General features: G+C 69.9%; 19 protein-coding genes and 1 tRNA gene. 14 read left to right on the top strand and 6 right to left on the bottom strand.

The features are described from left to right. Nucleotides 1-149 precede the first annotated feature (149 nt). Complete coding sequence (locus C5H89_RS08020) at nucleotides 150-560, bottom strand: hypothetical protein (protein WP_162799261.1); 411 nt, start codon at nucleotides 558-560, stop codon at nucleotides 150-152. Nucleotides 561-1596: 1036 nt separating this feature from the next. Then, a tRNA-Leu gene (locus C5H89_RS08010) sits at nucleotides 1597-1682 on the bottom strand. Between the two features lie 92 nt (nucleotides 1683-1774). Between C5H89_RS08010 and C5H89_RS08005 the strand changes: the two genes are divergently transcribed. Together C5H89_RS08005 and C5H89_RS08000 are read left to right on the top strand one after the other, a co-directional pair. Continuing rightward, nucleotides 1775-3079 carry a M20/M25/M40 family metallo-hydrolase gene (locus tag C5H89_RS08005; protein WP_104106485.1) on the top strand — a complete coding sequence of 435 codons (1305 nt, stop codon included), beginning with the start codon at nucleotides 1775-1777 and terminating at the stop codon, nucleotides 3077-3079. Between the two features lie 138 nt (nucleotides 3080-3217). Further along, nucleotides 3218-8437, top strand: a complete 5220-nt coding sequence (locus C5H89_RS08000; protein WP_162799281.1) for a sortase — start codon at nucleotides 3218-3220, stop codon at nucleotides 8435-8437. A gap of 6 nt (nucleotides 8438-8443) precedes the next feature. On the opposite strand, the gene C5H89_RS07995 is transcribed toward C5H89_RS08000, so the two are convergent. Together C5H89_RS07995 and C5H89_RS07990 are read right to left on the bottom strand one after the other, a co-directional pair. After that, the gene (locus tag C5H89_RS07995) at nucleotides 8444-8671 is read right to left on the bottom strand and encodes a DUF5703 family protein (protein ID WP_240181764.1); all 228 of its coding nucleotides are present in this window, start codon (nucleotides 8669-8671) and stop codon (nucleotides 8444-8446) included. A 6-nt stretch (nucleotides 8672-8677) separates the two neighbouring features. Continuing rightward, nucleotides 8678-9625, bottom strand: a complete 948-nt coding sequence (locus C5H89_RS07990) for an aldo/keto reductase (RefSeq protein WP_104106483.1) — start codon at nucleotides 9623-9625, stop codon at nucleotides 8678-8680. A 99-nt stretch (nucleotides 9626-9724) separates the two neighbouring features. Between C5H89_RS07990 and C5H89_RS07985 the strand changes: the two genes are divergently transcribed. Further along, complete coding sequence (locus C5H89_RS07985) at nucleotides 9725-10549, top strand: undecaprenyl-diphosphate phosphatase (protein WP_104106482.1); 825 nt, start codon at nucleotides 9725-9727, stop codon at nucleotides 10547-10549. Between the two features lie 12 nt (nucleotides 10550-10561). Here the strand turns inward: C5H89_RS07985 and corA are convergent, their stop codons facing one another. Further along, complete coding sequence (gene corA, locus C5H89_RS07980; protein ID WP_104106481.1) at nucleotides 10562-11539, bottom strand: magnesium/cobalt transporter CorA; 978 nt, start codon at nucleotides 11537-11539, stop codon at nucleotides 10562-10564. Nucleotides 11540-11571: 32 nt separating this feature from the next. Here corA and C5H89_RS07975 point away from each other — a divergent pair, with 32 nt between their 5' ends. From C5H89_RS07975 to mshC, 4 genes are read left to right on the top strand one after another with little or no spacing between them, the layout of a single operon-like run. Continuing rightward, the gene (locus tag C5H89_RS07975) at nucleotides 11572-12288 is read left to right on the top strand and encodes a histidine phosphatase family protein (protein ID WP_104106480.1); all 717 of its coding nucleotides are present in this window, start codon (nucleotides 11572-11574) and stop codon (nucleotides 12286-12288) included. A gap of 9 nt (nucleotides 12289-12297) precedes the next feature. Continuing rightward, nucleotides 12298-12873, top strand: coding sequence for a DUF3090 family protein (locus C5H89_RS07970; RefSeq protein WP_104106479.1), 576 nt, complete (start codon nucleotides 12298-12300; stop codon nucleotides 12871-12873). Continuing rightward, nucleotides 12870-13670, top strand: a complete 801-nt coding sequence (locus tag C5H89_RS07965) for an SCO1664 family protein (RefSeq protein WP_275887109.1) — start codon at nucleotides 12870-12872, stop codon at nucleotides 13668-13670. The genes C5H89_RS07970 and C5H89_RS07965 overlap by 4 nt, the downstream gene beginning before the upstream one ends. A gap of 14 nt (nucleotides 13671-13684) precedes the next feature. Beyond that, nucleotides 13685-14920 (top strand): cysteine--1-D-myo-inosityl 2-amino-2-deoxy-alpha-D-glucopyranoside ligase, encoded by a 1236-nt coding sequence (gene mshC / locus C5H89_RS07960; RefSeq protein ID WP_104106477.1) that lies wholly within the window; start codon nucleotides 13685-13687, stop codon nucleotides 14918-14920. A gap of 33 nt (nucleotides 14921-14953) precedes the next feature. On the opposite strand, the gene C5H89_RS07955 is transcribed toward mshC, so the two are convergent. Beyond that, nucleotides 14954-15799, bottom strand: coding sequence for a PAC2 family protein (locus C5H89_RS07955; protein WP_104106476.1), 846 nt, complete (start codon nucleotides 15797-15799; stop codon nucleotides 14954-14956). Nucleotides 15800-15964: 165 nt separating this feature from the next. Here C5H89_RS07955 and metH point away from each other — a divergent pair, with 165 nt between their 5' ends. The 7 genes from metH to C5H89_RS07920 all read left to right on the top strand — a co-directional run bounded on the left by metH (nucleotide 15965) and on the right by C5H89_RS07920 (nucleotide 26157). Further along, nucleotides 15965-19690, top strand: a complete 3726-nt coding sequence (gene metH / locus C5H89_RS07950) for a methionine synthase (protein WP_205304960.1) — start codon at nucleotides 15965-15967, stop codon at nucleotides 19688-19690. A 1-nt stretch (nucleotide 19691) separates the two neighbouring features. Beyond that, nucleotides 19692-20336: an HAD family phosphatase gene (locus C5H89_RS07945; protein WP_240181763.1), complete on the top strand. Its 645-nt coding sequence runs from the start codon at nucleotides 19692-19694 to the stop codon at nucleotides 20334-20336. Between the two features lie 132 nt (nucleotides 20337-20468). Then, nucleotides 20469-22112 carry an ABC transporter substrate-binding protein gene (locus C5H89_RS07940; RefSeq protein WP_104106475.1) on the top strand — a complete coding sequence of 548 codons (1644 nt, stop codon included), beginning with the start codon at nucleotides 20469-20471 and terminating at the stop codon, nucleotides 22110-22112. Nucleotides 22113-22164: 52 nt separating this feature from the next. Continuing rightward, nucleotides 22165-23169: an ABC transporter permease gene (locus C5H89_RS07935; RefSeq protein ID WP_104106474.1), complete on the top strand. Its 1005-nt coding sequence runs from the start codon at nucleotides 22165-22167 to the stop codon at nucleotides 23167-23169. Then, on the top strand, nucleotides 23166-24113 hold the full coding sequence (locus C5H89_RS07930; protein ID WP_104106473.1) for an ABC transporter permease: 948 nt from the start codon (nucleotides 23166-23168) through the stop codon (nucleotides 24111-24113). The genes C5H89_RS07935 and C5H89_RS07930 overlap by 4 nt, the downstream gene beginning before the upstream one ends. Next, the gene (locus C5H89_RS07925) at nucleotides 24110-25126 is read left to right on the top strand and encodes an ABC transporter ATP-binding protein (protein ID WP_104106472.1); all 1017 of its coding nucleotides are present in this window, start codon (nucleotides 24110-24112) and stop codon (nucleotides 25124-25126) included. Before C5H89_RS07930 ends, C5H89_RS07925 begins: the two co-directional genes overlap by 4 nt. After that, nucleotides 25123-26157, top strand: coding sequence for an oligopeptide/dipeptide ABC transporter ATP-binding protein (locus tag C5H89_RS07920; protein ID WP_104106471.1), 1035 nt, complete (start codon nucleotides 25123-25125; stop codon nucleotides 26155-26157). The genes C5H89_RS07925 and C5H89_RS07920 overlap by 4 nt, the downstream gene beginning before the upstream one ends.

Below are 26157 nucleotides of genomic sequence, written 5' to 3'. Positions count from 1 at the left end.
GAAGGGCGGCCCGAGGGCCGCCCTTCCCCGGACCAACGGGTGAGTTGGTCATGGTGAACACCTTGCGACAAACGGCGTGGTCGCTGGGGCGCGCGGCTACCTCGCGGCGATGTACGCGTGGAGTGCGGCATGAGCGTGCGGGTTCAAGCTCACGCCTTGGCCGCCTGGGCGCGTACCCACGCATCGAAGCGCTCGGCGTGGTCGCGCTGTGTCGGCATGACGTTGCTCAGCGCGAAGTCGAGCCGCGAGTCCAGCGCGTCGGACGGGCCCGCATCCATGAGCAGCAGCGCTTCAGCGCGAGCGAAGAACACTTCGAAGTTCGACCGCCGCATCATGCCAAGGTCTCCGTCCTGGAGACGAGCCATCATCACTTCACGCGAGAACATTCGCTCCAGAACGGGCCAACCGGCTCGGTCCAGCTGAACGGTCATGTCCGCGACTGCCGCGCGGGCTGACTCGTCATCGAACACATCCCACCAGCCGTCGGTGCCTTGCGGGGTTTCCTCCGGGTGAAGACGTTCCCGATACAACCCGAGCGACTCCGAAACAGACTTCGGCATCCCTGGACCGAGATGCTCTGCCTGCCACCTGAGCCAGGGCTCCGGGGAAGGCGAGGTTCACGACGCACCTCAGATGCTCTGCGCTGCTGAAGGACGAGGACTGAACGTTGACAACAGCCCAGTCACCAGCCGTCGAAGACTTGCGCCAGTTCGGCGGCGAGCCCTTGTAGCCGCGACCACGAGCAGCGGGCCCAAGGTCGTCGCGGAGTGCGGCCTTGAGGGCGTCTTGGACGGTCACACGGGCAGGATGCCATGCCGCTATCAGTCGTGCTCGGCTGATGGGTGCGTTGCCGACGGCAACGCCGTAGGCCGGTGCGAGTACCCAACGCCCCTGGCTGCCGAGTGGGGCCAGGGGCGCGTTGTAAGGGTTGTGAACGTTGTGAGTATCAAGCCCCGGACTTCACAGCGACGTACTGTCCGCGGCTGACCTTCTCGATCAGCATCCCGGCAAGCATGGTGCCGAGGTGCCTGGCGCGCGTTGGCGTCGTTCTCGCCAATGAGTGTGGCTATCGCCTTCGGGCCAAGTGGCTCCGCGCTGGTCTCCAGCAGACTAAGGATGGCGCGACTTGTGCTGCTCAACTGCGCGCGCTCGTCGTCGCCCACAGCTGACCAACAGAGGTCTTCGCCGCGCTCCAAGGTCAGTTCGCTCTCCTCGGCGTTCCTGGGACGGCGCCCGCCTCCCAGACGAGGGCGCGGAAGACCTTGGCGTCACGCAGGCGGGCGTGATGATCGACCCGCGAGGAAGATTGCGAGGCACCGTCTGTGTTGACGGGCAGCGGGGTAGGAAGCGCAGCGACTTCTACCCGGCGCACGAGCGCGGACCCGTCGGCGAGAACCGACGTCCGCGGGAGCGCGGCGATGATGGTGTCCCGGCGTCGCGCGATGGCGACTCCGGCGGCGGTGGTTTGGTGTGGCACGGCGGTGACCGTGCTCGGGCTCTCGCCCAGCGCAGTCGCGCCCGCCTTGAGAAACAGCGAAGGGCGGCCCGAGGGCCGCCCTTCGGCGAAGAGTTCCGGGGAGACTTCCCCATCCTGTGTGTCCGAGGGGGGACTTGAACCCCCACGCCCTAATACGGGCACTAGCACCTCAAGCTAGCGCGTCTGCCAATTCCGCCACCCGGACGAGTGCGGGGAAAGATTAGCAACACCCTCTGGGAAACCCGCAATCCGGGTCGCACGTTTCCCCTCGGGTGCCTCAGCGGCCAGGATGTGCCCATGGCTCCCGACCTGCACGACCCGGCCACAGAGGTCGTCGACCTCTGTCGCGACCTCATCCGCATCGACTCCTCCAACTACGGCGACGACACTGGCCCGGGGGAGCGGAAGGCGGCCGAGCTGGTCGCGACCCTGCTCGACGAGGTCGGCATCGAGGCGCAGGTCATCGAGGGGGAGCCCGGCCGCACCAACCTGGTGGCCAGGTGGGGTGGCAGCGACGGCGACGCGCTGCTGCTGCACGGGCACCTGGACGTGGTCCCCGCGGAGGCACGGGACTGGACCCACCACCCCTTCGCTGGGGAGATCGCCGACGGCTACCTGTGGGGCCGCGGGGCCGTGGACATGAAGGACTTCGACGCCATGCTGCTCTCGGTGGTCCGCGCCCGGGTGCGCAGCGGTCGCGTCCCGCAACGGCCGATCGTGCTCTGCTTCACCGCCGACGAGGAGGCTGGCGGCCACAAGGGCGCCGAGGTCATCGTGCGGGACCACCCCGACCTGCTGGCGGACTGCACCGAGGCCGTGGGGGAGGTGGGCGGCTTCACCACCACGGTGCGCGGTCAGCGCATCTACCTGATCGAGGCCGCCGAGAAGGGCATGGCCTGGATGCGTCTGAAGGCCCGCGGCACCGCCGGGCACGGGTCGATGGTCAACCGGGACAACGCCGTCACCCAGCTGGCGGGCGCCGTGGCGCGCATCGGAGCCCATGAGTGGCCCGTCCGGCTCACCCCGGCGATGGAGGTGCTGCTGGCCTCGGTCGCCACGATCGCCGGGACCGAGGCCACGCCCGACAACGCCGAGGCGTTGGTCGAGGAGTTCGAGAGCTCGACCCGGATGCTCGGCGCCGTGATCCGCAACACCGCCAACCCGACCATGCTCCAGGCCGGCTACAAGGTGAACGTGATCCCCACCGAGGCGACCGCCTACCTGGACGGTCGGTTCCTGCCCGGCTACGAGGACGAGTTCTTCGCCACCCTGGACGAGCTGTGCGGCCCGGACGTCACTCGGGAGTTCGTCAGCCACCAGCAGCCCTGGGAGTCGCCCACGCAGGGCAACCTGATGGACGCCATGACCAGGTCGATCCTGGCCGAGGATCCCGACGGCATCGTGGCGCCGTACCTGATGAGCGGCGGGACCGACGCCAAGCACTTCCGCAAGCTGGGCATGACCTCCTACGGGTTCGCGCCGTTGCGGCTGCCGGCCGACCTCGACTTCGGTGCTCTGTTCCACGGCGTCGACGAGCGGGTTCCCACCGACTCACTGGAGTTCGGCGCGCGGGTCTTCGACCGGTTCCTCGACGAGCTCTGAGCACGTACCCGCGCAAGGGTCCAAAGGTCGCCCAAGCATGGGTCCGTTGGCCCTTGTCCTCCAAGGGGCACCGCGCAAAAACTCGGGGTATATGCCCGGCTCGCCCGTACGGGGCGTGGCGGCGGCCGAGGAGGACCCGTGCCGAGTTTGCGTGGAATTGCTCTGACGACGACGACCTGTCTGCTGACCACGCTGACAGTGGCGCTGGCACCCGAGGCGATGCGGGCGCCCGCCTACGCGGACCCGCCGACGGGCGGGACGACGATCGTCACCGAGACGTTCACCGGATCGTCGGTGCCCGACCCTGCGTGGACGGTCCAGGGCGACACCTGCTTGACCGGTGCCACCACCGCGCCACCGGCCGCCGCGGCGCAGATCCCCACCTGTACGGGGTTCCGGACCGGCCCGGTCCCGGCGCTCGGGGCCACCCCCGGTTACCTGCAGCTGACCGACGCAAGGACGCAGACCGCGGGCAGCGTGCTGTACAACCGGCCCGTCCCCGCGACGTCCGGGGTGACCATCACCTTCGACCAGTTCCAGTACGGCGGCACCGGCGCCGACGGCATCGGGTTCTTCCTCGTCGACGGCTCGACCGACCTGACCGAAACCGGGGGAGCGGGGGGCAGCCTCGGGTACGCCCAGCGCGTCGCCGCCCAAGGCGACCCGGAGCCGGGGGTGGTGGGTGGAGTGCTCGGAGTGGGGCTGGACGCCTATGGCAACTACTACGACGACGCCGAGGAGCGCGGCGAAGGCTGTCCCGAGGGCCAGCGCTCACCCTCGACCGCGGAGGGCGCGGTGGCCCCGAACGTCATCACCGTGCGTGGCCCCGGCGAGGGCTTCATCGGCTACTGCTACCTGGCTTCCACCACGCCGGCGGACCCCGACGACCCTGACGACCCGGGCACCACGCTCAATGGTGGCACCGGCACGCTACGGGCCCGTACCCTTGCCGCGTCCTGGCGGCAGGTGAACATCACAGTCACGCCAGCACCTGACCCGCGGGTCATCGTCCAGGTCCGGTACAACCCCGCCGCCGCCAACGACCCCTGGATCACCGAGCTCGACATACCCGCTCCGGCCGATCTGCCGAGCACCTACAAGTTCGGGATCTCGGGCTCCACCGGAGGCGTGACCGACGTCCACCTGATCCGCAACGCCGTGGTCCAGTCGGTCCTCCCCCTCGCCGAGCTGCAGCTCGAGAAGCAGGTCGATCGCAGCGCGGGCACCCTGCCCGCCGTCATCACCGCCGGCACGGTCATCCCCTACCAGTACACCGTCACCAACGCGGGGACCGAGAACCTCTCGACCCTGTCGATCACCGACGACACGATCACGGGTGCGATCACCTGCGACGCCACCACCCTCACCCCAGCGCCGGCGCCGGGGTCGACCACGGTGTGCCGCGGCACCTACACGGTCACCGCGGAGAACGTCTCCGCCGGCGAGGTCGTCAACATCGCCACGGCGGGGGCGGTGAACCCCGGCGGCGACACGGTCACCTCCCCGGAGGCCACCGTCACCGTCCCCCTGGTCAGCCGCCTCGACCTGACCAAGAGCGTGCAGACAGATCCGCCGTACGTCGCCGGCCAGGAGGTCGAGTACCTCTACACGGTGACGAACACCGGCGGCTCCACCGTGACCAACATCGCCGTCACCGACGACCGCGTCTCCTCGGAGGCGCTCGTGTGCGAGGCGAACGTCCTGGACCCGGGCGCATCGACGACCTGCACCGGCACCTACACCGTCGACACCGCGCAGGCCAACGCTGCCGGGAGCATCGTCAACACCGCCGTCGCGACGGGGGACACCCCGGTCGGCCAGGAGGTCGAGTCGCCCGAGGCGAGGGAGAGCATCGGGATCAACACCGACATCGCGGTCACCAAGACGATCGACGAGCCCGACCCGGCTGTCGGCGACACGGTCACCTTCACCGTCACCGCGACCAACAACGGCCCGGCGGCGGCCACCGACGTCCTGATCACCGACCGGCTCCCCGCGGGACGGCTCACCTTGCTGACCGCGAGCACCTCCGGTGCCCAGCCGTCGGTCTACACCACGGGCACCGGCGCCTGGTCCATCCCTGCGCTCGCCGTCGGGAATGCCGTCACCCTGACCATCACCGCGCGGGTCGACACCAACGGCACGGTCTCGAACACCGCGAGCCTGACCAGGCTCGACCAGCTCGACACGAACGCCGCCAACAACAGCGCCACCGTCACCCTGAACCCTGCGTCCCTCGACCTGGCCGTGACCAAGGAGGTCATCGGCTCGGCGGAGGTCGCGGCAGGGGAGCCGGTCACGTTCCGGGTCACGGTCACCAACCTCGGTCCGCGTCCCGGCACCGGCATCACCGTGATCGAGGACCTGCCACCGGGGCTGACCTTCCGGCCCGGGGACTCCGGTGGGGACGGCACCTTCGACCCGGCCACGAGCATCTGGACCATCGGCTCCCTCGGCGTGGACGAGTCCGCGGCGTTCGACTTCACCCTGGACACCAGCAGCCCGGGAACGTTCACGAACGCGGTCAGCATCGCCTCCGTGTCGCCCACCGACATCAACAGCGCCAACGACTCGGCGTCCGCCAGCGTCGCGGTACGCACCCCGATCGCCGACCTCGTCATCGTCAAGGGCGCGTCCCCGCAGGAGGCCGTGGTCGGGGACGCCGTCACGTACACGGTGACGGTGCTCAACCGCGGCCCCGACACGGTGCGTGGCGTCTACGTCACCGACACCGGCGTCGAGGGCGTGACCGTCATCGGCACCTCCGCCACGCAGGGAACGGTGGACACCGCCGGTCGTCGGTGGGACGTCGGCACCCTGGCGGCGAGCGAGAGCGCCGTCCTCACCATCAACGCCCAGCTCGACACGACGGGCACCAAGGTCAACGTCGCCACGGTCGACGCGCCACTCCACGAAGACCCGACCCCGGACGACAACGAGTCCAGCGCCACCGTGAGCACCTTGGCCCCCGCCGTCGACGTCGGCGTCACGAAGTCCGTGGCCCGGCCCGACGGGACCGGATCGGTCGACGACATCCCGCTGGGAGAGGACGCGGTGTTCACCATCACCGCCACCAACAACGCCGTCGCTGGGCAGAGCGCCGCGACGGCCACCGGCGTCGTCCTCGCCGACGTGCTCTCCGAGGGCCTGGCCTTCGTGTCCGCCACCGGCGACGGCACCTTCGACGCCGACACCGGCACCTGGACCGTCGGGTCCATCCCGGTCGGGTCCACCGTCACGCTCACCATCCGGGCGACCGGCACGGTGGTAGGACAACGCACCAACACTGCCAGTCTGGCCAACCTCGACCAACGCGACGTGGATCCGACCAACGACTCCGCCTCGGCCACGGCCACTTTCGTTGAGCTCGCCGACCTCGCCATCACCAAGAGCGTCGACCGCCCGGTCGCCCAGCCGGGCGACACCGTCCTCTACAGGATCCAGGTCACCAACAACGGCCCCAACGCCACCGACAACACGATCACGGAGGATCCTGCGCTCATCCAGGCCAACATCACCGGGCACACGACCGACAACGGGACGTTCGACGAGGTGAACCGGATCTGGACCATCCCGCGGCTCGAGTCCGGTGAGACGGCGACGCTCGAGGCCTCCGTCCTCATCGGCGACCGCGCGTCGGGGCGCTACCGCAACCTGGTGGCGATCCAGCAGTCCCGGGTCGAGGACCCCAACCCGGACGACAACGTCGACGATGCCGAGCTGTTCGTCCCGGTTGCGGACATCGCCGTCTCCAAGAGCGTCGACAATGCCGCGCCCACGCTCGGCGACACGGTCACGTTCACGATCGGGGTCCGCAACCTGGGCGCGGACACCGCCGAGGGCGTCACTGTCGACGACCTTCTGCCGGCTGGGCTCACCTATGTCGGCAGCACGTCGACGGTGGGAACCTACAACCCCGTCACGGGCTCCTGGGTCATCGGTGACCTGGATCCGGTCACTCTGCCTACGGCAGATGATCAGGCCCGCTTGCGGATCACCGCGCGTGCGGACCAGACGGGCACCTTCGTCAACACGGCCACGGCGGATCGATCCGATGCGTTCCCCTACGAGGCCGACCCGACCAACAACTCCGCCTCCGCCTCCACCTCTGTGACGGTCCGACAGGCTCCCGGCCTCGAGCTGGTCAAGACCGCGAGCCCCAGCACCGTCACCGCCGCCGGCCAGCAGGTGACCTACTCGTTCCGCGTCACCAACACCGGGGACGTCACGATCAGCGGTGTCGGCATCATCGAGGAGAGCTTCACCGGCTCCGGCGACCTGCCGGCCCCGACCTGCCCGGCAGCGGCCGACAGCCTGGCTCCCGGTGCCAGTGTCACGTGCACGAGTGTGTACACCGTGACCGAGTCGGACCTCTCCGGATCGGGACTGAGCAACACCGCGCGTGCCGGGGGCCGGGACCCCTCCGGAGGCGCGGTGGCCTCTCCCGGTGACGGCGCGGTCGTCATGGTGAACCCGCCTGCACGCGGGGAGCCGAGCATCCGGACCCGCACGTCCGACAAGCGCGTCCGGCCCCAGGAGAGGTTCCACGACCGGGTTCGTGTCAGCGGGCTCGCGGCAGGAACGACCGTCCCCGGGACTGCGCGTCTCTACGGCCCCTTCTCCTCCCGGTCAGCCGCCACCTGCACCCAGGAGAACCTCGCGCGCACGCTCACGTGGCGAGCGCGGGCGGGGTGGAGCCGCACGCCATCCGTGCGGGTACGGCGCCCGGGGGTCTACACCTGGCGGGTCACCACGGAAGCGACTGCCGCGAACAGGGCTGGATCGAGCCGCTGCGGGCTCGCCTCGGAGACGACCACCGTCGCGAAGCCCTCGTACCACGCGCCGGTGATCAACGGAGGATTCTCCGGCGCTCGCCCAGGACGCGAGTTCGCCCGGGACGTCCGGACCATCGTGCGAGCCGCCGGCATCGGGTTGCGAGCCGCAGTGGTTCCCACCACGGTCACTGGGGGGATCATGACCCTGCCCACGAACGTGCGGACCACGAGCTGGCTGCGGAGGTCCGCCGGCTATGGCGACAAGATCGGCACCACCGTGATAGCCGGCCACGTCTCCGACCGGCAGGACAACCCCGGAGCCATGTGGGGCCTGCGCCGAGCTGCCCGCGGCCAGGTCGTCTCGGTGGTCAGGGGTGGCACGACGTACCGGTACAAGGTCGCTCAGACCGCCCGGTACGACCGAACGCGGAGACTGCCCGACCGGTACTTCAGGACCACGGGCGCGCACCGGCTCGTCCTGATCAGCTGCACCAACCGGGTGGTCTACGGCAACGGGCGCTTCCACTACACGAAGTACCAGGTGGTCGTCGCCAGGCCGATCGGACCGAAGGACGGGCAGTGACCTGGTTCAGTAGTACATCCTCGGGCGCGCCTGGCGGATGATCTTGCGCCGCAGCACCACCCGACGGGTGCCGTCTGCGGCTATCCGTAGCCGAGCCAGCTCCCAGCCCCCCAGCTCGGCCCGCTCGACCAGCATCCGGGTGACGGCGTTGCGTGAGAACTCCCGCGAATAGGTCACGGTGTCGAACTCCCACTCCACCCCGGGCCTGGGCGGACGGCGCAGCGCTTGACTCATGACGCCTCAGTCGGCCGACACGTCGTCGAGGGCGGCGACGATCTCCGGTGGCAGGACCAGGTCGTCGGCGTCCAGTGCGGCCTTCAGCTGCGCCGCGGTACGGGCGCCGAGGATCGGGGCGGTCACGCCGGCCCGGTCCCGGACCCAGACGAGCGCCACCTCCAGGGGGGACCAGCCGAGCCCTTCCGCGGCCCGGACGACGGCCTCGACGATCCCTCGGCCGCGCTCGTCAAGGTAGTGCTCGACGAAGGAGGCGAAGTGGGTGGAAGCCGCCCGAGAGTCCGCCGGCGTACCGGTGCGGTACTTGCCGGTGAGCACGCCGCGGCCCAAGGGCGACCAGGGGAACACGCCCAGCCCCAGGGACTGCGCCGCAGGCAGCACCTCCAGCTCGACCTGGCGGGCGAGGAGGGAGTATTCGACCTGCGTGGACGCCAGCGGGGTCCGGCCGGGAACGGCCCGCTGCCACGTTGCGGCCTGGGCCGTCTGCCAGCCGCAGTAGTTGGAGACACCGACATAGGAGGCCCGCCCCGACGTCACGGCGAGGTCCAGGGCCCCCAGCGTCTCCTCCAGAGGCGTGTCATCGGTCCACACGTGCACCTGCCACAGGTCCACGTGATCGACGCGCATGCGCTTCAGCGAGGCATCCAGGGTGGTGAGCAAGGTGCCCCTGGAGGTGTCGGCACTGCGCTGGTCCGAACGACGGGAGAGCCCTGCCTTCGTGGCCAGCACCACCTCGTCGCGCGCCACGACGTCGCCGAGCAGGCTGCCGATCAGCTCCTCGGAGGCGCCGTCGCCGTAGGCCGCGGCGGTGTCGAGGAAGGTGCCGCCCGCCTCGGCGAAGCCGATGAGCTGGTCGCGCGCCTCGTGCTCGTCGGTGTCGCGACCCCAGGTCATGGTGCCGAGCCCGAGCCGGGAGACCTTGAGACCGGTGCGTCCGACCGCGCGCTGCTGCATGTGGCACAGGTTAGTCAGCGGCCGGTGGACAGCTCGCGCAGGCACGCCGATCTGGGCGCGTGCCGATGCGCCGCAGGTGCGGCCTTAGGCTTTCGCCCCATGTGGGATCTCCTCAAGGCCGTTGCCCTCGGAACCATCCAGGGGCTGACGGAGTTCCTGCCGATCTCCAGCAGCGCGCACCTGCGGATCTTCCCCGAGCTCTTCGGCTGGGGGGACCCCGGAGCGGCGTTCACCGCGGTGATCCAGATCGGGACCGAGCTGGCCGTCCTGATCTACTTCCGCAAGGACATCTGGAGCATCGGCACGGCCTGGGTGAAATCGATCTTCAAGCCGGAGTTCCGCGGCACGCTCGAGACCCGGATGGGCTGGTACATCATCATCGGCTCGCTACCGATCGTGATCCTCGGAGTGCTCCTCAAGGACCTCATCGAGCGCGACTTCCGCAACCTGTGGATCACCGGCACGGCGCTGATCGTGCTCGGGGTCGTGCTGGGCATCGCGGACCGCTTCAGCAGGGCGGAGAAGCCGATCAAGAAGCTCTCGCTCCGCGACGCGGTCCTGATGGGCCTGGCCCAGGCGATGGCGCTGATCCCCGGCGTCTCCCGCTCCGGCGCGACCATCTCCATGGGCCGCTTCCTGGGCTTCGAGCGCGAGGCCGCCACTCGGTTCGCCTTCCTCCTGGCCATCCCCGCCGTGGTGGGCGCGGGCCTGTTCGAGCTCAAGGAGATCCCGCACGGGGAGAACACCTACGGCTGGGCCCCCACGATCACCGCCACGGTCGTCTCCTTCGTGGTCGGGTACGCCGCCATCGCCTGGCTGCTGCGCTACGTCTCGACCCGCTCCTACACCCCGTTCGTGATCTACCGCGTCCTGCTGGGCACAGCCACCCTGGCGCTCCTGTGGGCCGGGGTGCTCACCTCCTGACCACCCGGGCGCTCAGAGCCAGCCGGAACGCTTGAACCACACGGTCAGTCCCACAGCGATACCCACCATGACCGTGATCGCGAACGGGTAGCCGTAGCGCCAGTCCAGCTCCGGCATGTACTTGAAGTTCATCCCGTAGATCCCGGCCACGAGCGTGGGCAGCACGACCAGGGCGGCTCCGGCCGAGATCTTGCGCATGTCCTCGTTCTGCTGGATGGAGATCCGGGTGGCGTAGGCGTCGAACGCCGTCGAGAGCAGGGAGTCCAGGTTGTCCACCACGTCGCTGACCCGTTGCAAGTGGTCGGCGACGTCCCGGAAGTAGGGTCCGGTCTCCTCGGGGACGCCGGGCACGCGTCCGTGGACCATCCTGCTCAACGGCTCCCGCAGCGGCACCACCGCGCGCCGCACCTCGGCCAGCTCCCGCTTGAGGGTGTAGATCCGCGCCGAGTCGTTGGTACGCGCCTCGGAGAAAACGCTGGCCTCGACCTCGTCCACGTCCTCCTCCAGCGATGCGCCGACCGCCTCGTAGGCGTCGACCACCTGGTCGCAGACGGCGTACAGGACGGCTGCCGGCCCGTGGGCCAGCACCTGCGCGCGGTGCTCGAGGTCGCGACGGGACGCCTGTAGGTCCGATCCGGCGCCGTGGCGCACGGTGACGACGTAGTCGGAGCCGACGAAGATCTCGATCTCCCCGGTCTCCACGGCATCCAGCTCGTCGACGTACCAGAGAGTCTTGATGACCAGGAAGAGCATGCCCTCGTAGAGGTCGAGCTTGGGTCGCTGGTGGGCGCTCAGGGCGTCCTCGACAGCCAGGGGATGCAGACCGAAGGCGTCGGCGACCGCGTGCATCTCGCTCTCGTCCGGCTGGTGCAGGCCGATCCACTGGAAGTCACCTGGCTGTCTGGCCGCACCGACCCCCACCACGTCGTTCACGAGCAGGTCGTGCGCGACCCGCCTGCCATTGCGGTACACCGCGTTGTCGACAATCACGAACCGAGGCTAGCCCCACTACAGTCGCCGGCATGGCAACCCTCATACTCGTGCGACACGGCCGGACGACCGCCAATGCCAGCGGGACCCTCGCCGGACGGCTCCCCGGGGTGCTCCTCGACGAGGTGGGGCGCGAGCAGGTGGCGGCCACCGCCGCACGGCTCGCGGCAGTGCCGCTGGCCGCACTGGTCAGCAGTCCCCTGGAACGGTGTCGCGAGACTGCCCGGGCCATTGCGAGCGCCCAGCAGCACAAGTCGCGCATCCAGACCGAGAAGCGGCTCACCGAGTGCGACTACGGCAGCTGGCAGGGCGGCACGCTCAAGGAGCTGGCGAAGGAGGAGCTGTGGAAGACCGTGCAGCAGCAGCCCTCGGCCGCCCGCTTCCCCGGGGGCGAGTCGCTGCGTGAGATGTCGGACCGCGCCGTGGCGGCGGTGCGTCAGCGCGATGCCGCCATCGAGGCTGAGCACGGTCCCGGCGCGGTCTGGGCGGCGGTCAGCCACGGCGACGTGATCAAGTCGATCCTGGCCGACGCCGTGGGGTCGCACCTGGACCAGTTCCAGCGGATCGTCGTCGACCCGGCCTCGGTGAGCATCGTGCGCTTCACCTCCGCCCGCCCTTTCGTGGTGACGAGCAACAGCCATGCCGGCGACCTGTCCTGGCTCGCTCCGCCGCTCCCAGAGGGGGGCGCAGCCGATGACGCGGCGGTCGGAGGCGGCGCCGGTCCGACGCCGGCTGGGCCGCCGTCCTAGGGTGGTGGCATGCCACTGGTCCACTCCTTCGATCCCCCCGAGCGCTTCGTCACCGGCACGGTCGGCGAACCCGGCATGCGCACCTTCTTCCTCCAGGCGCGGGCCGACGCCCGGCTGGTCAGCGTGTCCCTGGAGAAGCAGCAGGTGATCGCCTTGGTGGAGCGGGTCGACGAATTGCTCGACGAGCTGATGGCTGCTCCCGGGCAGGAGACGCTGATCCCTGCGGTGGCCCCGGTCGACCTGCAGGACAGCGCCCCTCTGGACCAGCCGATCGAGGAGGAGTTCCGCGCCGGCACCATGACGCTGTCCTGGGACCCGGGCGACGAGCGGGTCGTCATCGAGGTGTTCCCGTTCTCCGAGACGGTCGTGATCGCCCCGGACCAGGTCGAGGAGGACTTCGCCGAGCCGGAGCCCGAGGAGCTGCTCGTGGTGCGGATCTCGCCCGGCATGGCTCGGGCGTTCTGCGCCCGGGCGCTACAGGTCGTCGAGGCCGGCCGACCCAGCTGCCCCTTCTGCGGCAACCCCGTCGACCCGGACGGACACCTGTGCGTGCGCGCCAACGGGTTCCGGCGCCGGGAGCCGTGAGCACACCGCCAGGGGAGTCCCGCCCGGGGGAGGTGGACCCGCACCGCCTGCGCGACGGGGAGCTCGCGTTGCACGGCCGGGTGATGCCGGCCTCCAACGCCACCTTCGTGGGGGAGGTGGACGGAGTCCGGGTGGTCTACAAGCCGGTGGCCGGCGAACGGCCGCTGTGGGACTTCCCGGACGGGACCCTGGCCGACCGTGAGGTGGCGGCGTACCGGGTCTCGGTCTCGCTGGGCTGGAACGTCGTGCCGCTTACCATCCTGCGCGATGGTCCGCACGGGCCGGGCATGGTGCAGGTCTGGCAGGAGCCGGATCCCGAGCAGGCTGCGGTCGACATCGTGGACGTGGACAGCCGGCCAGCGGGCTACCTGCACGTCTTCGAAGGGCTGGACGCCCGGGACCGACCGGTCGCGCTGGTGCACGAGGACTCGGCGCCGCTGCGTCGGATGGCGATCTTCGACATGGTGGTCAACAACGCCGACCGCAAGGGTGGGCACGTGCTGGCCATGCCAGGGGGGCACCGCTACGGAGTCGACCACGGCGTCACCTTCCACGTCGAGGACAAGCTCCGCACCGTGCTGTGGGGCTGGGCGGGCACCCGAGTCCCAGCAGGCGACCTGGCCGTCGTGGAATCCCTGCTGGACAGCCTCCAGGGTGAGCTCGGTGCCGAGCTGGGTGAGCTGATCACGCCCGACGAGACCGCGGCGCTGACCTGGCGGTGTCGCCGTCTGTTGTCCACCCAGCGGATGGCAGTGCCCCAGGACGGGTGGCCCACGATTCCCTGGCCGCCCTTCTAGGTAGGCTGCACCGCATGCGCGCCTGGTCTGCTCCGGAGGTCCCCGTCCTGCCTGTCGTCGGGCCCCCCGTGCAGCTCCACGACACGGCCACTGGCCGGTTGCGCACCAGTAGCCCTGCCGGAGCCGCACGGCTCTACGTGTGCGGCATCACGCCGTACGACGCCACCCACATGGGGCATGCCGCCACCTACGTGGCGTTCGACCTGCTCAACCGCGCCTGGCGAAGCGCCGGCCACCCGGTCACCTACGTGCAGAACGTGACCGACGTGGACGACCCGCTGCTCGAGCGGGCCGACAAGGTGAAGATCGACTGGGTCGAGCTCGCTGAACGGGAGACCGAGCTGTTCCGCCAGGACATGCATGCGCTGCGGGTGCTTCCGCCCGACCACCTGGTCGGTGCGGTGGAGTCCATCCCGTGGGCGGTGGCCTACATCGAGCGACTCCAGGCCGCGGGATCGATCTACCAGGTCGAGAGCGACCTGTACTTCTCCGTCTCCGCGGACTCCACCTTCGGCTCGGTCTCCGGGCTGGACCGAGCACAGATGACGCCGCTGTTCGCGGAGCGCGGCGGCGACCCGGACCGCGCAGGCAAGAAGGACCCACTCGACTGCGTGGTCTGGCGGGGCGAGCGTCCCGGCGAGCCCTCCTGGGACAGTCCCTTCGGCAGGGGCCGTCCGGGCTGGCACATCGAGTGCACCGCGATCTCCCAGGAGCACCTGGGCGTCGACTTCGACGTGCAGGGCGGCGGGTCCGACCTGGTCTTCCCGCACCACGAGATGTGCGCCTCCCACGCCCACGTCGCCTCGGGTGAGCGGTTCGCCCAGGGGTACGCCCACGCCGGGATGGTGGCCTACGACGGCGAGAAGATGTCGAAGTCGCGGGGCAACCTCGTCTTCGTCTCCCAGCTGCGCAACAGCGACGTGGACCCCATGGCACTGCGGCTGGTGCTGCTGCGCCACCACTACCGCAGTGACTGGGAGTGGACCGACGCGGCGTTGTGGGACGCGGTGGACACCATCCAGCGGTGGCGCAAGGCGCTCTCCCTGGGAGCGGGCGCCCCATCGGCGCCGGTGGTGGAGGGCGTGCTCGCCGCCCTCGCGCACGACCTCGACGCTCCGACCGCCGTGGACGTGGTGGAGCAGTGGGTGGCAGCCACGCTCGGCACCGGAGGGCTGGCCGACACCTCCGACCAGAGGGCCGGCCACGCGGTGCACCAGCTCATCGACGCGGCCCTCGGCCTGTCGCTGTAGTCGCGGCAGCGCCCGCGGCGCCGACGACGGTCCTCAGTCGTCGTCGCGGCGCTTGAGGTAGCGCTCGAACTCCCGGGCGATGGCCTCGCCGGATGCCTCGGGCAGGTCGGTGGTGTCGCGCGTCTCCTCCAGGGACCGGACGTAGTCGGCGACGTCCTCGTCCTCCTCAGCGAGCTCGTCGACGCCGCGCTCCCAGGCCCGTGCGTCCTCGAGGAGGTCTCCCAGCGGGATGCTGGTCTCCAGGAGCTCCTCGAGCTGGCCGACCAGCGCCAGCGTCGCCTTCGGGCACGGCGGCTGCGCCACGTAGTGCGGGACGGCGGCCCAGTAGGAGACCGCCGGGATGTCCAGCCGGATGCAGGCGTCCTGGAAGACGCCGACGATCCCGGTCGGGCCCTCGTACGTCGACTGCTCGAGCTTGAGCCGGTCCACCAGGTCGGGCTCGGTCGCCGTCCCGGTCACCGGGATGGGACGCGTGTGGGGGGTGTCGGCCAGAAGCGCCCCCAGCGTGACCACCAGCTCGCCCCCGAGCTCGTCGCAGGCGGCCAGGAGCTCGGCGCAGAACTGGCGCCAGCGCATGTTGGGCTCGATGCCGCGGATCAGGATCACGTCGCGGTCGAGGTTGGGCGGCGAGGCCACGGCGATCTGGGTGGTGGGCCAGGTCAGGCGGCGGTGGCCACGCTCGTCGGTGCCCATCATGGGGCGGTTCACCTGGAAGTCGTAGAAGTCCTCCGGGTCGATGGCCCCCACGATCGTGGCGTCCCAGACGTCGATGAGGTGTGACACGACCGAGGACGCGGCATCCGCGGCGTCGTTCCAGCCCTCGAAGGCGGCAATCACCAGGGGGTTGACCAAATCGGTCAGCTCATCGATCTCGATCACCCCTCCAGCGTAGGCGCTGGGCCGGATTTCGCGGGTGCTCGCCCCGAGTGTCACGATTCGGTACGCCTGTCCATCCTCCGGACCCGCCTCCTACTGTGAAGGGGACGGCCCGTCCCACGCACCAGAATCGTTCTCGAAGGAGCACCAGTGGCCAGCGACTTCGCCATCCGTCACCGCCCGGACTGCACGGACGCGCTGACGGCTGCGATGCGGGAGCGGGTGCTCGTGGTCGACGGGGCCATGGGCACGGCGATCCAGCGGGACCGCCCGGACGAGGCCGGCTACCGGGGCGAGCGCTTCGCCGACTGGCCCAGTGACGTCCAGGGCAACAACGACCTGCTCACCCTGACCCAGCCCGACATCATCGCGGCCATCCACCGGGAGTACCTCGACGCCGGCGCGGACATCATCGAGACCAACACTTTCAACGCCAACGCGGTCTCGCTGTCCGACTACGGGATGGACGAGCTGGCCTACGAGCTCAACCACGCCGCCGCCGAGCTCGCGCGGACGGTCTGCGACGAGGTCACCGCGCTGGACCCGGCGCGTCCTCGCTACGTCGCGGGAGCGCTGGGCCCCACCACCCGCACGGCGTCGATCTCGCCCGACGTCAACGACCCCGGTGCCCGCAACATCAGCTTCGACCAGCTCGTCGCCGCCTACACCACCGCCGCGCGCGGGCTGCTCGACGGCGGGGCCGACCTGCTCTTCATCGAGACCATCTTCGACACGCTGAACGCCAAGGCGGCGATCTTCGCGGTCGAGACCGTCTTCGAGGAGCTCGGTCGCCGCTGGCCGGTCGTCATCTCCGGCACCATCACCGACGCCTCGGGCCGCACCCTCACCGGGCAGACGACCGAGGCCTTCTGGAACTCGGTGCGCCACGCGAAGCCACTCCTGGTGGGGCTGAACTGCGCGCTGGGCGCCAAGGAGATGCGTCCCTACGTGGCGGAGCTGAGCCGGGTCGCGGACACCTTCATCTCGGCGTACCCGAACGCCGGGCTGCCCAACGCCTTCGGCGAGTACGACGAGGCTGCCGCGGAGACCGCAGCCGTGGTCGGTGAGTTCGCCGAGGCCGGTCTGGTCAACCTGGTCGGCGGATGCTGCGGCACCACGCCCGCCCACATCGCGGCGATCGCCGGAGCGGTTGCCGGCAAGGCGCCCCGGGTGGTGCCGGAGATCGAGCCCGCCCTGCGGCTGTCCGGGCTCGAGCCCTTCACGGTCACCCCGGAGAGCCTGTTCGTGAACGTGGGGGAGCGCACCAACATCACCGGCTCTGCCCGCTTCCGCAAGCTCATCAAGGACGGCGACTACGACACCGCGCTGTCGGTGGCCCTGCAGCAGGTCGACAGCGGCGCCCAGGTGATCGACATCAACATGGACGAGGGGATGATCGACGGCGTCGCCGCGATGGACCGCTTCGTCAAGCTGGTCGCCTCCGAGCCCGACATCAGCCGGGTCCCGGTGATGATCGACTCCTCCAAGTTCGCGGTCATCGAGGCCGGGCTCAAGTGCGTCCAGGGCAAGGCGATCGTCAACTCCATCTCCATGAAGGAGGGCGAGGACCAGTTCCGGGCCCACGCGCGGCTCTGCCGCAAGTACGGCGCAGCCGTGGTCGTGATGGCCTTCGACGAGGACGGCCAGGCCGACAACCTGGCACGCCGCCAGGCCATCTGCGAGCGGGCCTACCGGATCCTGGTGGACGAGGTCGGCTTCCCGGCCAAGGACATCATCTTCGATCCCAACGTCTTCGCGGTCGCGACCGGCATCGAGGAGCACGCCTCCTACGGCTTGGACTTCATCGAGGCCACCCGCTGGATCAAGCAGAACCTGCCGGGCGCCCTGGTCTCCGGCGGCATCTCCAACGTCTCCTTCTCCTTCCGCGGCAACAACCCGGTGCGCGAGGCGATCCACGCGGTCTTCCTCTTCCACGCCATCCGCGCCGGCCTGGACATGGGGATCGTCAACGCGGGCGCCCTGACCGTCTATGACGACGTCGACGTCGACCTGCGGGAACGGATCGAGGACGTGGTCCTCAACCGTCGTGAGGACGCGGCGGAGCGGTTGCTGGAGATCGCGGAGACCTACAACCGCAAGTCCGCCGACGCCGAGGTGGTCGAGGACGAGTGGCGCTCCTATCCCGTGGGCCAGCGCATCACCCATGCGCTGGTCAAGGGCATCGACGCCTACGCCGAGTCCGACACCGAGGAGCTCCGCGCCGAGATCGCGGCCCGCGGCGGGCGGCCGATCGAGGTCATCGAGGGCCCGCTGATGGACGGGATGAACGTCGTCGGCGACCTCTTCGGTGCCGGCAAGATGTTCCTGCCCCAGGTGGTGAAGTCCGCGCGGGTGATGAAGAAGGCGGTGGCCTACCTGATCCCGTTCATCGAGCAGGAGAAGCGGGACAACCCCGAGCTCGCCACGGTCAAGGACACCAACGGCACCATCGTCATGGCCACGGTCAAGGGAGACGTCCACGACATCGGCAAGAACATCGTGGGCGTCGTCCTGCAGTGCAACAACTACGAGGTCATCGACCTCGGGGTGATGGTCCCGCCCCAGAAGATCCTGGACACCGCCGTCGAGGTGGGTGCCGACATCATCGGCCTCTCCGGGCTGATCACCCCCTCGCTGGACGAGATGGTCACCGTGGCCACCGAGATGCAGCGCCGGGGGCTCACCATTCCGCTGCTGATCGGCGGGGCGACCACCTCACGAGCCCACACCGCGGTCAAGGTCGACGCCAAGTACGACGGCCCCGTGGTCTGGGTCAAGGACGCCTCGCGCTCCGTGCCCACCGCGGCCGCGCTGCTGCACGCCGAGCAGCGCCCCCGGCTGATGGCCGACGTCAAGGCGGACTACGACTCGCTCCGGGCCCGCCACGCGACCAAGCACGACCGCCCGATGCTCGACCTGGCTGCCGCCCGGGAGAACCGCACCCCGATCGAGTGGGAGGGCTACGTCCCACCGGCGCCGGCCAACCCGGGCGTCCACGTGCTGGAGTCGTACCCACTGGCCGAGCTGCGCGACTACATCGACTGGCAGCCGTTCTTCAACGCCTGGGAGATGAAGGGGAGGTTCCCCGACATCCTCAACAACCCCGTCACCGGCGAGGCCGCCCGCAAGCTGTACGACGACGCCCAGCAGATGCTGGACAAGGTGATCGCCGAGGACTGGCTCACGGCCAACGCCGTCTACGGCTTCTTCCCCGCCAACGCGGTCGGCGACGACCTGGAGCTGTACGTCGACGGCTCCCGGACCGACGTGCTCACCCGCCTGCACCACCTGCGGCAGCAGGGCGAGCACCGTGACGGTGTGCCCAACCGGGCGCTGTCGGACTACGTGGCGCCCAAGGAGACCGGCTTGAGCGACCATGTCGGGGGCTTCGCGGTCACCGCCGGGCTGGGCTCCGCGGCCCACATCGAGCGGTTCCGTGCCGAGCTCGACGACTACTCCGCGATCCTGCTGGAGTCCCTGGCGGACCGGCTGGCCGAGGCCTTCGCGGAGCGCCTGCACGAGCGGGTCCGCAAGGAGTTCTGGGGCCACGCCGCCGACGAGCAGCTGGCCAACCAGGACCTGATCGCCGAGCGCTACACCGGCATCCGGCCCGCGCCCGGCTACCCCGCGTGCCCGGACCACACCGAGAAGGCCGAGCTGTGGAGGCTGCTCGACGTCGAGGCGCGCACCGGCATCCAGCTCACCGAGTCGATGGCGATGTGGCCCGGTGCCGCCGTCTCCGGCTGGTACTTCTCCCACCCGCAGTCGCAGTACTTCGTGGTCGGGCGCCTCGGTCGTGACCAGGTCGCCGACTACGCCGAGCGCAAGGGCTGGACCCTGGCCGAGGCGGAGCGCTGGCTCTCCCCGAACCTCGGCTACGACCCCGAGGACTGACGTGCGCGCAGTCCTGTGGGACATGGACGGCACCCTGGTCGACACCGAGCCGTACTGGATCGCGGCGGAGTTCGAATTGGCGGACCGGTACGGCGGCACCTGGTCGCAGGAGCACGCCCTGAACCTGGTGGGCAACGACCTGCTGGACTCGGGCAGGTACATCCGCGAGCACATGGGGATCTCCCTGGAACCGGCGGAGATCGTCGAGGCGTTGCTGGACTCCGTGATCGCCCAGGTGGAGGAGGCCGTGCCCTGGCGGCCGGGCGCCCGTGAGCTGCTCGCCGACCTCCGGGTTGCCGGCGTACCGTGCGCCCTGGTGACGATGTCCTACCGGCGACTGGTGGAGCCGGTGCTGGCGTCGCTGCCCGCCGGGACGTTTGAGGCCGTGGTCACCGGCGACGTCGTCACCCGCGGCAAGCCGGACCCCGAGCCCTACCTCAAGGCGGCCGCGGAGCTCGGGCTCGCAGCAGGCGACTGCCTGGCCATCGAGGACTCCAACACCGGCGCGCGGTCGGCGGAGTCGGCCGGGTGCGTGGTGCTCTGCGTACCCAACCACGTACCCATCCTGGAGGGGGAGCGGCGGGTCTTCGCCGACACCCTGGCCGGCCTGGACACGGAGGCGCTGAGGGCCACGCACGTCCGGTAGTTCCGCCGATGCAGAGTCGTTGTCGTTTCGCAATCAAGAATCCCGGGACCGGTAGGTGACGGGGCTCACGCGGGAAAGTAATCTCCCTGGTCTGCCCGGCGCGACGGCGGGGCACGACAGTGAGGTGACGACGTGGGAATCACATCCAAGAGGCGACTTCGAGTCGGAGGGGTGGGGCTGGCCGCAGCGGCGCTGCTGCTCTCCGCTTGTGCCGAGAGCGACCGGTCCGACGAGAGCGAGGGCGGCGGCGGGACGTTCGTGTTCGCCGGAGCTGCCGAGCCCGAGCTGCTGGACCCGGCCTTCGCCTCGGACGGCGAGACCTTCCGGGTGGCGCGCCAGATGTTCGAGGGCCTGGTGGGCACGGAGCCGGGCACCCCGGACCCCGCGCCGCTCCTCGCCACCGAGTGGGAGAACTCCGAGGACGGACTGGAGTACACCTTCACCCTGCGTGACGACGTGAAGTTCCACGACGGCACCGACTTCAACGCCGCGGCGGTGTGCGCCAACTTCGACCGTTGGTACAACTTCCCCGAGGCCGTGCAGAGCGACGATTTCGCCTACTACTACGCCAAGCTCTTCCGCGGCTTCGCGAACGGTCCCACCAAGGGTGAGGGCATCTACGAGACGTGTGAGGCGACCGCCGACCACGAGGCCAAGATCGTGCTCAACGAGCCGTTCGCCGGCTTCATCGCCGCGCTCTCGCTGCCGGCCCTGGCGATGCAGAGCCCCGAAGCCCTGGAGAAGTACCAGGACGACGCGGCCGCCAACGTCAACACCACCGAGTACTCCACCGCGCACCCGACCGGCACCGGTCCGTTCGTCTTCGAGTCCTGGGACCGCGGCAACCGCGTGACCCTGAAGCGCAACGACGACTACTGGGGCGACATGGCGAAGGTCGACACCGTCAACGTGGTGGCCATCGCCGACCCGGCCGCCCGCGCCACCGCGGTGGAGAACGGCGACGTCGACGGCGCCGACCTCATTGGCCCGGCCGACCTCAAGCCCCTCGAGGACGCCGGCATGCAGGTCATGGCCCGCGACCCGTTCACCGTCCTCTACCTGGGCATGAATCAGAAGAACAAGCTGCTCAGCGACGTCCGGGTGCGTCAGGCCATCGCCCACGCAATCGACAAGGACGCCGTGGCGAAGGCCTCGCTGCCCGAGGGCTCCGAGATCGCCACCCAGTTCATGCCGCAGAGTGTCGTGGGCTGGAACGACTCGGTCACCGAGTACGAGTACGACCCGGCCAAGGCCAAGCAGCTGCTCGCGGACGCTGGCGCTGCTGGTGCGACGATTGAGTTCAACTACCCGACCGATGTCTCGCGTCCCTACATGCCGTCGCCGGCTGACACCTTCAACGTGCTCCGCTCGCAGCTGGAGGCGGTGGGCCTGAAGATCAAGCCCGTGGCCGACGTCTGGTCCCCGGACTACCTGGACAAGATCAACGGCACCTCCGACCACGGCCTGCACCTGCTGGGCTGGACCGGTGACTACAACGACTCCGACAACTTCGTCGGCGTCTTCTTCGGCACCGAGACCCCCGAGTGGGGCTTCAAGAACAAGGAGCTGTTCGACAAGCTCACCGAGGCGCGAGGCATGGCCACGGTCGAGGAGCAGACCCCGCTGTACGAGGAGATCAACGCCGACGTCATGGACTTCCTCCCGGGCGTCCCGCTGGCACACCCGGCGCCCTCCCTGGCGTTCGGTCCCGATGTCGAGGGATACCAGCAGAGCCCTGTCAACGACGAGCCCTGGAACACCGTCTCCGTCGGCTGATCTGTTCCCTGACTCGTATCGAACCCGCTCACGCGGGTGAAAGGCCTCGTTGATGCTGCGCTTTGTCCTCCGGCGGCTGGCCCTGATGGTGCCAGTGCTCGTCGGTCTGTCGATCCTGCTCTTCGCCTGGGTCCGGGCCCTGCCCGGTGATCCGGCCAGAGCCCTGCTGGGTCAACGGGCGACGCCGGAGGGCATCGCGCGCGTCAACGAGGTCTACGGGTTCAACGAGCCCCTGGTGGGGCAGTACTTCACCTACGTGAAGGCACTCCTCACCGGGGACTTCGGTCGCTCGATCAAGACCGGTCAGCCCGTCACCGCCAGCTTCTTGGAGAAGTTCCCGGGCACGCTCGAGCTCGGGCTCGCGGCGCTGCTGCTGGCCGTCCTGATCGGCGTCCCGCTGGGCTACTTCGCGGCTCGCCACCAGGGCCGGTTCCTGGACACCTTCATCGTCTCCGGATCGCTGCTGGGCGTGGTGACCCCGGTCTTCTTCCTGGCGATCCTGCTGAAGCTGGTCTTCGCCGACTGGCTCGGGATCCTGCCCACCACCCTGCGGCAGGACGCCCGGATGAACGCCACGCACGTGACCAACTTCTACGTCTTCGACGGGATCATCACCCAGGAGTGGGACGCCGCCTGGAACGCGATGGTCCACCTGGTGCTGCCCGCGATCGCACTCGGCACCATCCCGCTGGCGATCATCGTGCGGATCACCCGGGCCGCGGTGGCTGACGTGCTCAACGAGGACTACGTGCGGACCGCCCGCAGCAAGGGGCTGTCCAGCCGCGTGGTCTCGCGCCGCCACATCCTGCGCAACGCGCTGCTCCCGGTGGTCACCACGATCGGGCTGCAGGCCGGGCTGCTGTTCTCCGGAGCCGTGCTCACCGAGACAGTGTTCGCCTGGAACGGCATCGGCAAGTACCTGTTCGAGGCCATCGGGCAACGGGACTACCCGGTGCTCCAGGGCTTCATCCTCTTCATCGCGATCATCTATGCGCTCATCAACCTGGCAGTGGACGTCGCCTACGGCGTCATCGACCCGAGGGTGCGTGTCTCATGAGCATCCCCCTGGCGCCGGCCCTCTCCGGCACGCCCGGGCTGCCCGCTCCCGGTGACGAGCCGGGCGTCAGCCTGCTCCGCGCGGCCTGGCGGCGGCTGCGCCGCAACCCCACCGCCATCGTGGGTGCGGTCATCGTGCTCGCCTTCGTGCTGCTCGCGATCTTCGCCCCCCTGCTCACCTCCTACCAGCCCGGCTCCGCCGAGTGGTCCGGCGAGGTCACTCCCTCCAGCGTGCCGGGCCCCAGCGAGGACCACTGGCTCGGGCTGGACCGCTTCGGCTCCGACCTGTGGACCCAGCTGGTGTACGGCGCCCGGCAGTCGCTGCTCTACGGGGTGGCCGCCACGGCCATCGGCCTGGTGGCGGGTCTCGCGCTCGGCGTCCTGGCGGGCGGCTCCGCTGCGGTCGGCGGCCGCGTGGGCGGCTGGGTGGACCAGGCCGTGATGCGCGTGGTCGACATCATGCTCTCGGTCCCCAGCCTGCTGCTGGCCGTCAGCATCGCCGCCGTGCTGGGGCAGAGCCCCTACGCGGTGATGATCGCCATCGGCGCTGCCCAGGTGCCGGTCTTCGCCCGCCTGCTCCGCGGTTCCATGCTCGCCCAGGGGCGTGCCGACTACGTCGTCGCCGCCGAGGCGCTGGGCCTGCGCAAGCGGCGGATCGTGATGAGCCACGTGCTGCCCAACTCGCTGGGCCCGACCGTGGTCCAGGCGACCCTCAACCTCGCCACTGCGATCATCGAGGTCGCTGCCCTGTCCTTCCTGGGTCTGGGCCAGCCGGACCCGGCGGTGGCGGAGTGGGGCCGCATGCTCGTGGCCGCCCAGGACCGGTTCCAGGTGGCCCCCCAGCTGGCCCTGCTCCCGGGCGCCGCGATCGCAATCACCGCCCTCGGCTTCACCCTCTTCGGTGAGGCGCTGCGCGAGGCACTCGACCCTAGGAGCCGACGATGAGGACCAGCCCGGACCGCACCGGGGAGCCGTTGCTCTCGGTGCGTGATCTCAGCGTCGTGTTCGGCCTCAAGGGCCAGCGCGCCGCGACGGCGGTCGACGAGGTCTCCTTCGACATCCACCCCGGCGAGCACGTCGGCCTGGTGGGGGAGTCCGGCAGCGGCAAGTCGGTGACCTCGCTCGCGATCATGGGGTTGCTCCCCAACCGGGGCGTGCGGGTCAGCGGAGAGGTCCGCTACGGCGGCAAGAACCTGCTGACCGAGTCCACCAGGGCGATGTCGCGGCTGCGGGGCCGGGAGATCGCCATGGTCTTCCAGGACCCCATGACCTCGCTCAACCCGGTCGTGCCCGTGGGGACCCAGGTCTCGGAGGTCATCCTCCGGCACGAGGACGTCTCCAAGTCCGAGGCGCGGAGCCGGGCGATCGACCTGCTGGAGAAGGTCGGCATCCCGGACCCCGCGCGGCGGGTCCGCGAGTATCCCCACCAGCTCTCGGGCGGCATGCGGCAGCGGGTGCTCATCGCGATCGCCCTCGCCTGCGGTCCCCGGCTGCTGATCGCCGACGAGCCGACCACCGCCCTCGACGTCACGATCCAGGCGCAGGTGCTGGAGGTGCTCAAGGACCTGGTCGCCGACACCGGCGCCGCGCTGCTGATGATCACCCACGACCTGGGCGTGGTCGCTGGTCTGTGCGACCAGGTCAACGTCATGTACTCCGGGCGGATCGTGGAGTCGACCACCCGGGAGCGCCTCTTCGCCACGCCGCGCCACCCCTACACCGGCGGGCTGCTGGCCAGCATCCCGCGCCTGGACGCGCCGCGCGGCGAGCCGTTGACGCCCATCCCGGGCTCGCCCACCCAGACCATCCCGTGGACGCAGGGCTGTGCCTTCGCCCCCCGGTGCACCAACGCGGTGGAGCAGTGCACCGCCGGGCCGCCGGAGCTGCTCCCCGCAGGCGACCGGATGCTTCGCTGCTACAACCCCCTGGACCGCACCCGGACGGAGATCACGTCGTGACCGAGCCCTTGGTCGACATCGAAGGACTCAAGGTCCACTTCCCGATCCGCGACGGGCTGCTGCTGAACCGGCAGGTCGGCGCGGTCAAGGCCGTCGACGGGGTGGACCTGCAGATCCACAGCGGAAAGACTCTCGGGCTGGTGGGGGAGTCCGGCTGCGGCAAGTCCACGCTGGGGCGTGCCGTGCTGCGGCTCGCGCCCGTCACCGAGGGCCGGGTGCTCTTCGACGGCACCGACGTGGCGTCGCTGTCCGGCGAGGCGCTGCGGCGCATCCGCCAGGACATGCAGATGGTCTTCCAGGACCCGCTCGCCAGCCTCAACCCCCGGCAGTCGGTGGAGACGATCCTCACCGAGCCGCTGCGAGCCCACGGCATCGCCTACGACAAGAGCAACCGGGTGGCCGAGCTGCTGGACCAGGTGGGCCTGCCGCGCAGCGCGGCGCAGAAGTACCCGCACGAGTTCTCGGGCGGGCAGCGCCAGCGCATCGGCATCGCTCGCGCGGTGGCGTTGGAGCCCAGGTTCGTGATCGCCGACGAGCCGGTCTCTGCGCTCGACGTCTCCATCCAGGCGCAGGTGCTGAACCTGCTGGAAGACCTGCAGGTGCAGCTCGGCCTCACGTTCCTGGTGATCGCCCACGACCTGGCCGTGGTGCGCCACGTCTCGGACGAGGTGGCGGTGATGTACCTCGGCGGCATCGTGGAGCAGGCGCCCGCCGATGACCTGTACACGCAGCCGATGCACCCCTACACGGTGGCCCTGATGTCGGCGGTCCCGGTGCCGGACCCGGTCGTCGAGGCGAGCCGGGAGCGGGTCCTGCTGCAGGGAGACCTGCCCTCGCCTGCCAACCCGCCCTCGGGCTGCCGCTTCCACACCCGCTGTCCCTTCCGGCAGGAGTCGCGCTGCGACACCGAGCGTCCCGCCCTGCGCGAGCTCAAGCCCGGGCACCGGGTGGCGTGCCACTACGCCGAGGAGATCCTGGCCGGCAAGATCACAGCCCATGCCGTGACCCCCGAGGCGGCCGCGGTCGGCTGA

Source organism: Nocardioides sp. 616 (assembly GCF_002930065.1).
Lineage (GTDB): Bacteria > Actinomycetota > Actinomycetes > Propionibacteriales > Nocardioidaceae > Nocardioides > Nocardioides houyundeii.
This window is presented reverse-complemented; position numbering and strand designations above follow the sequence as displayed.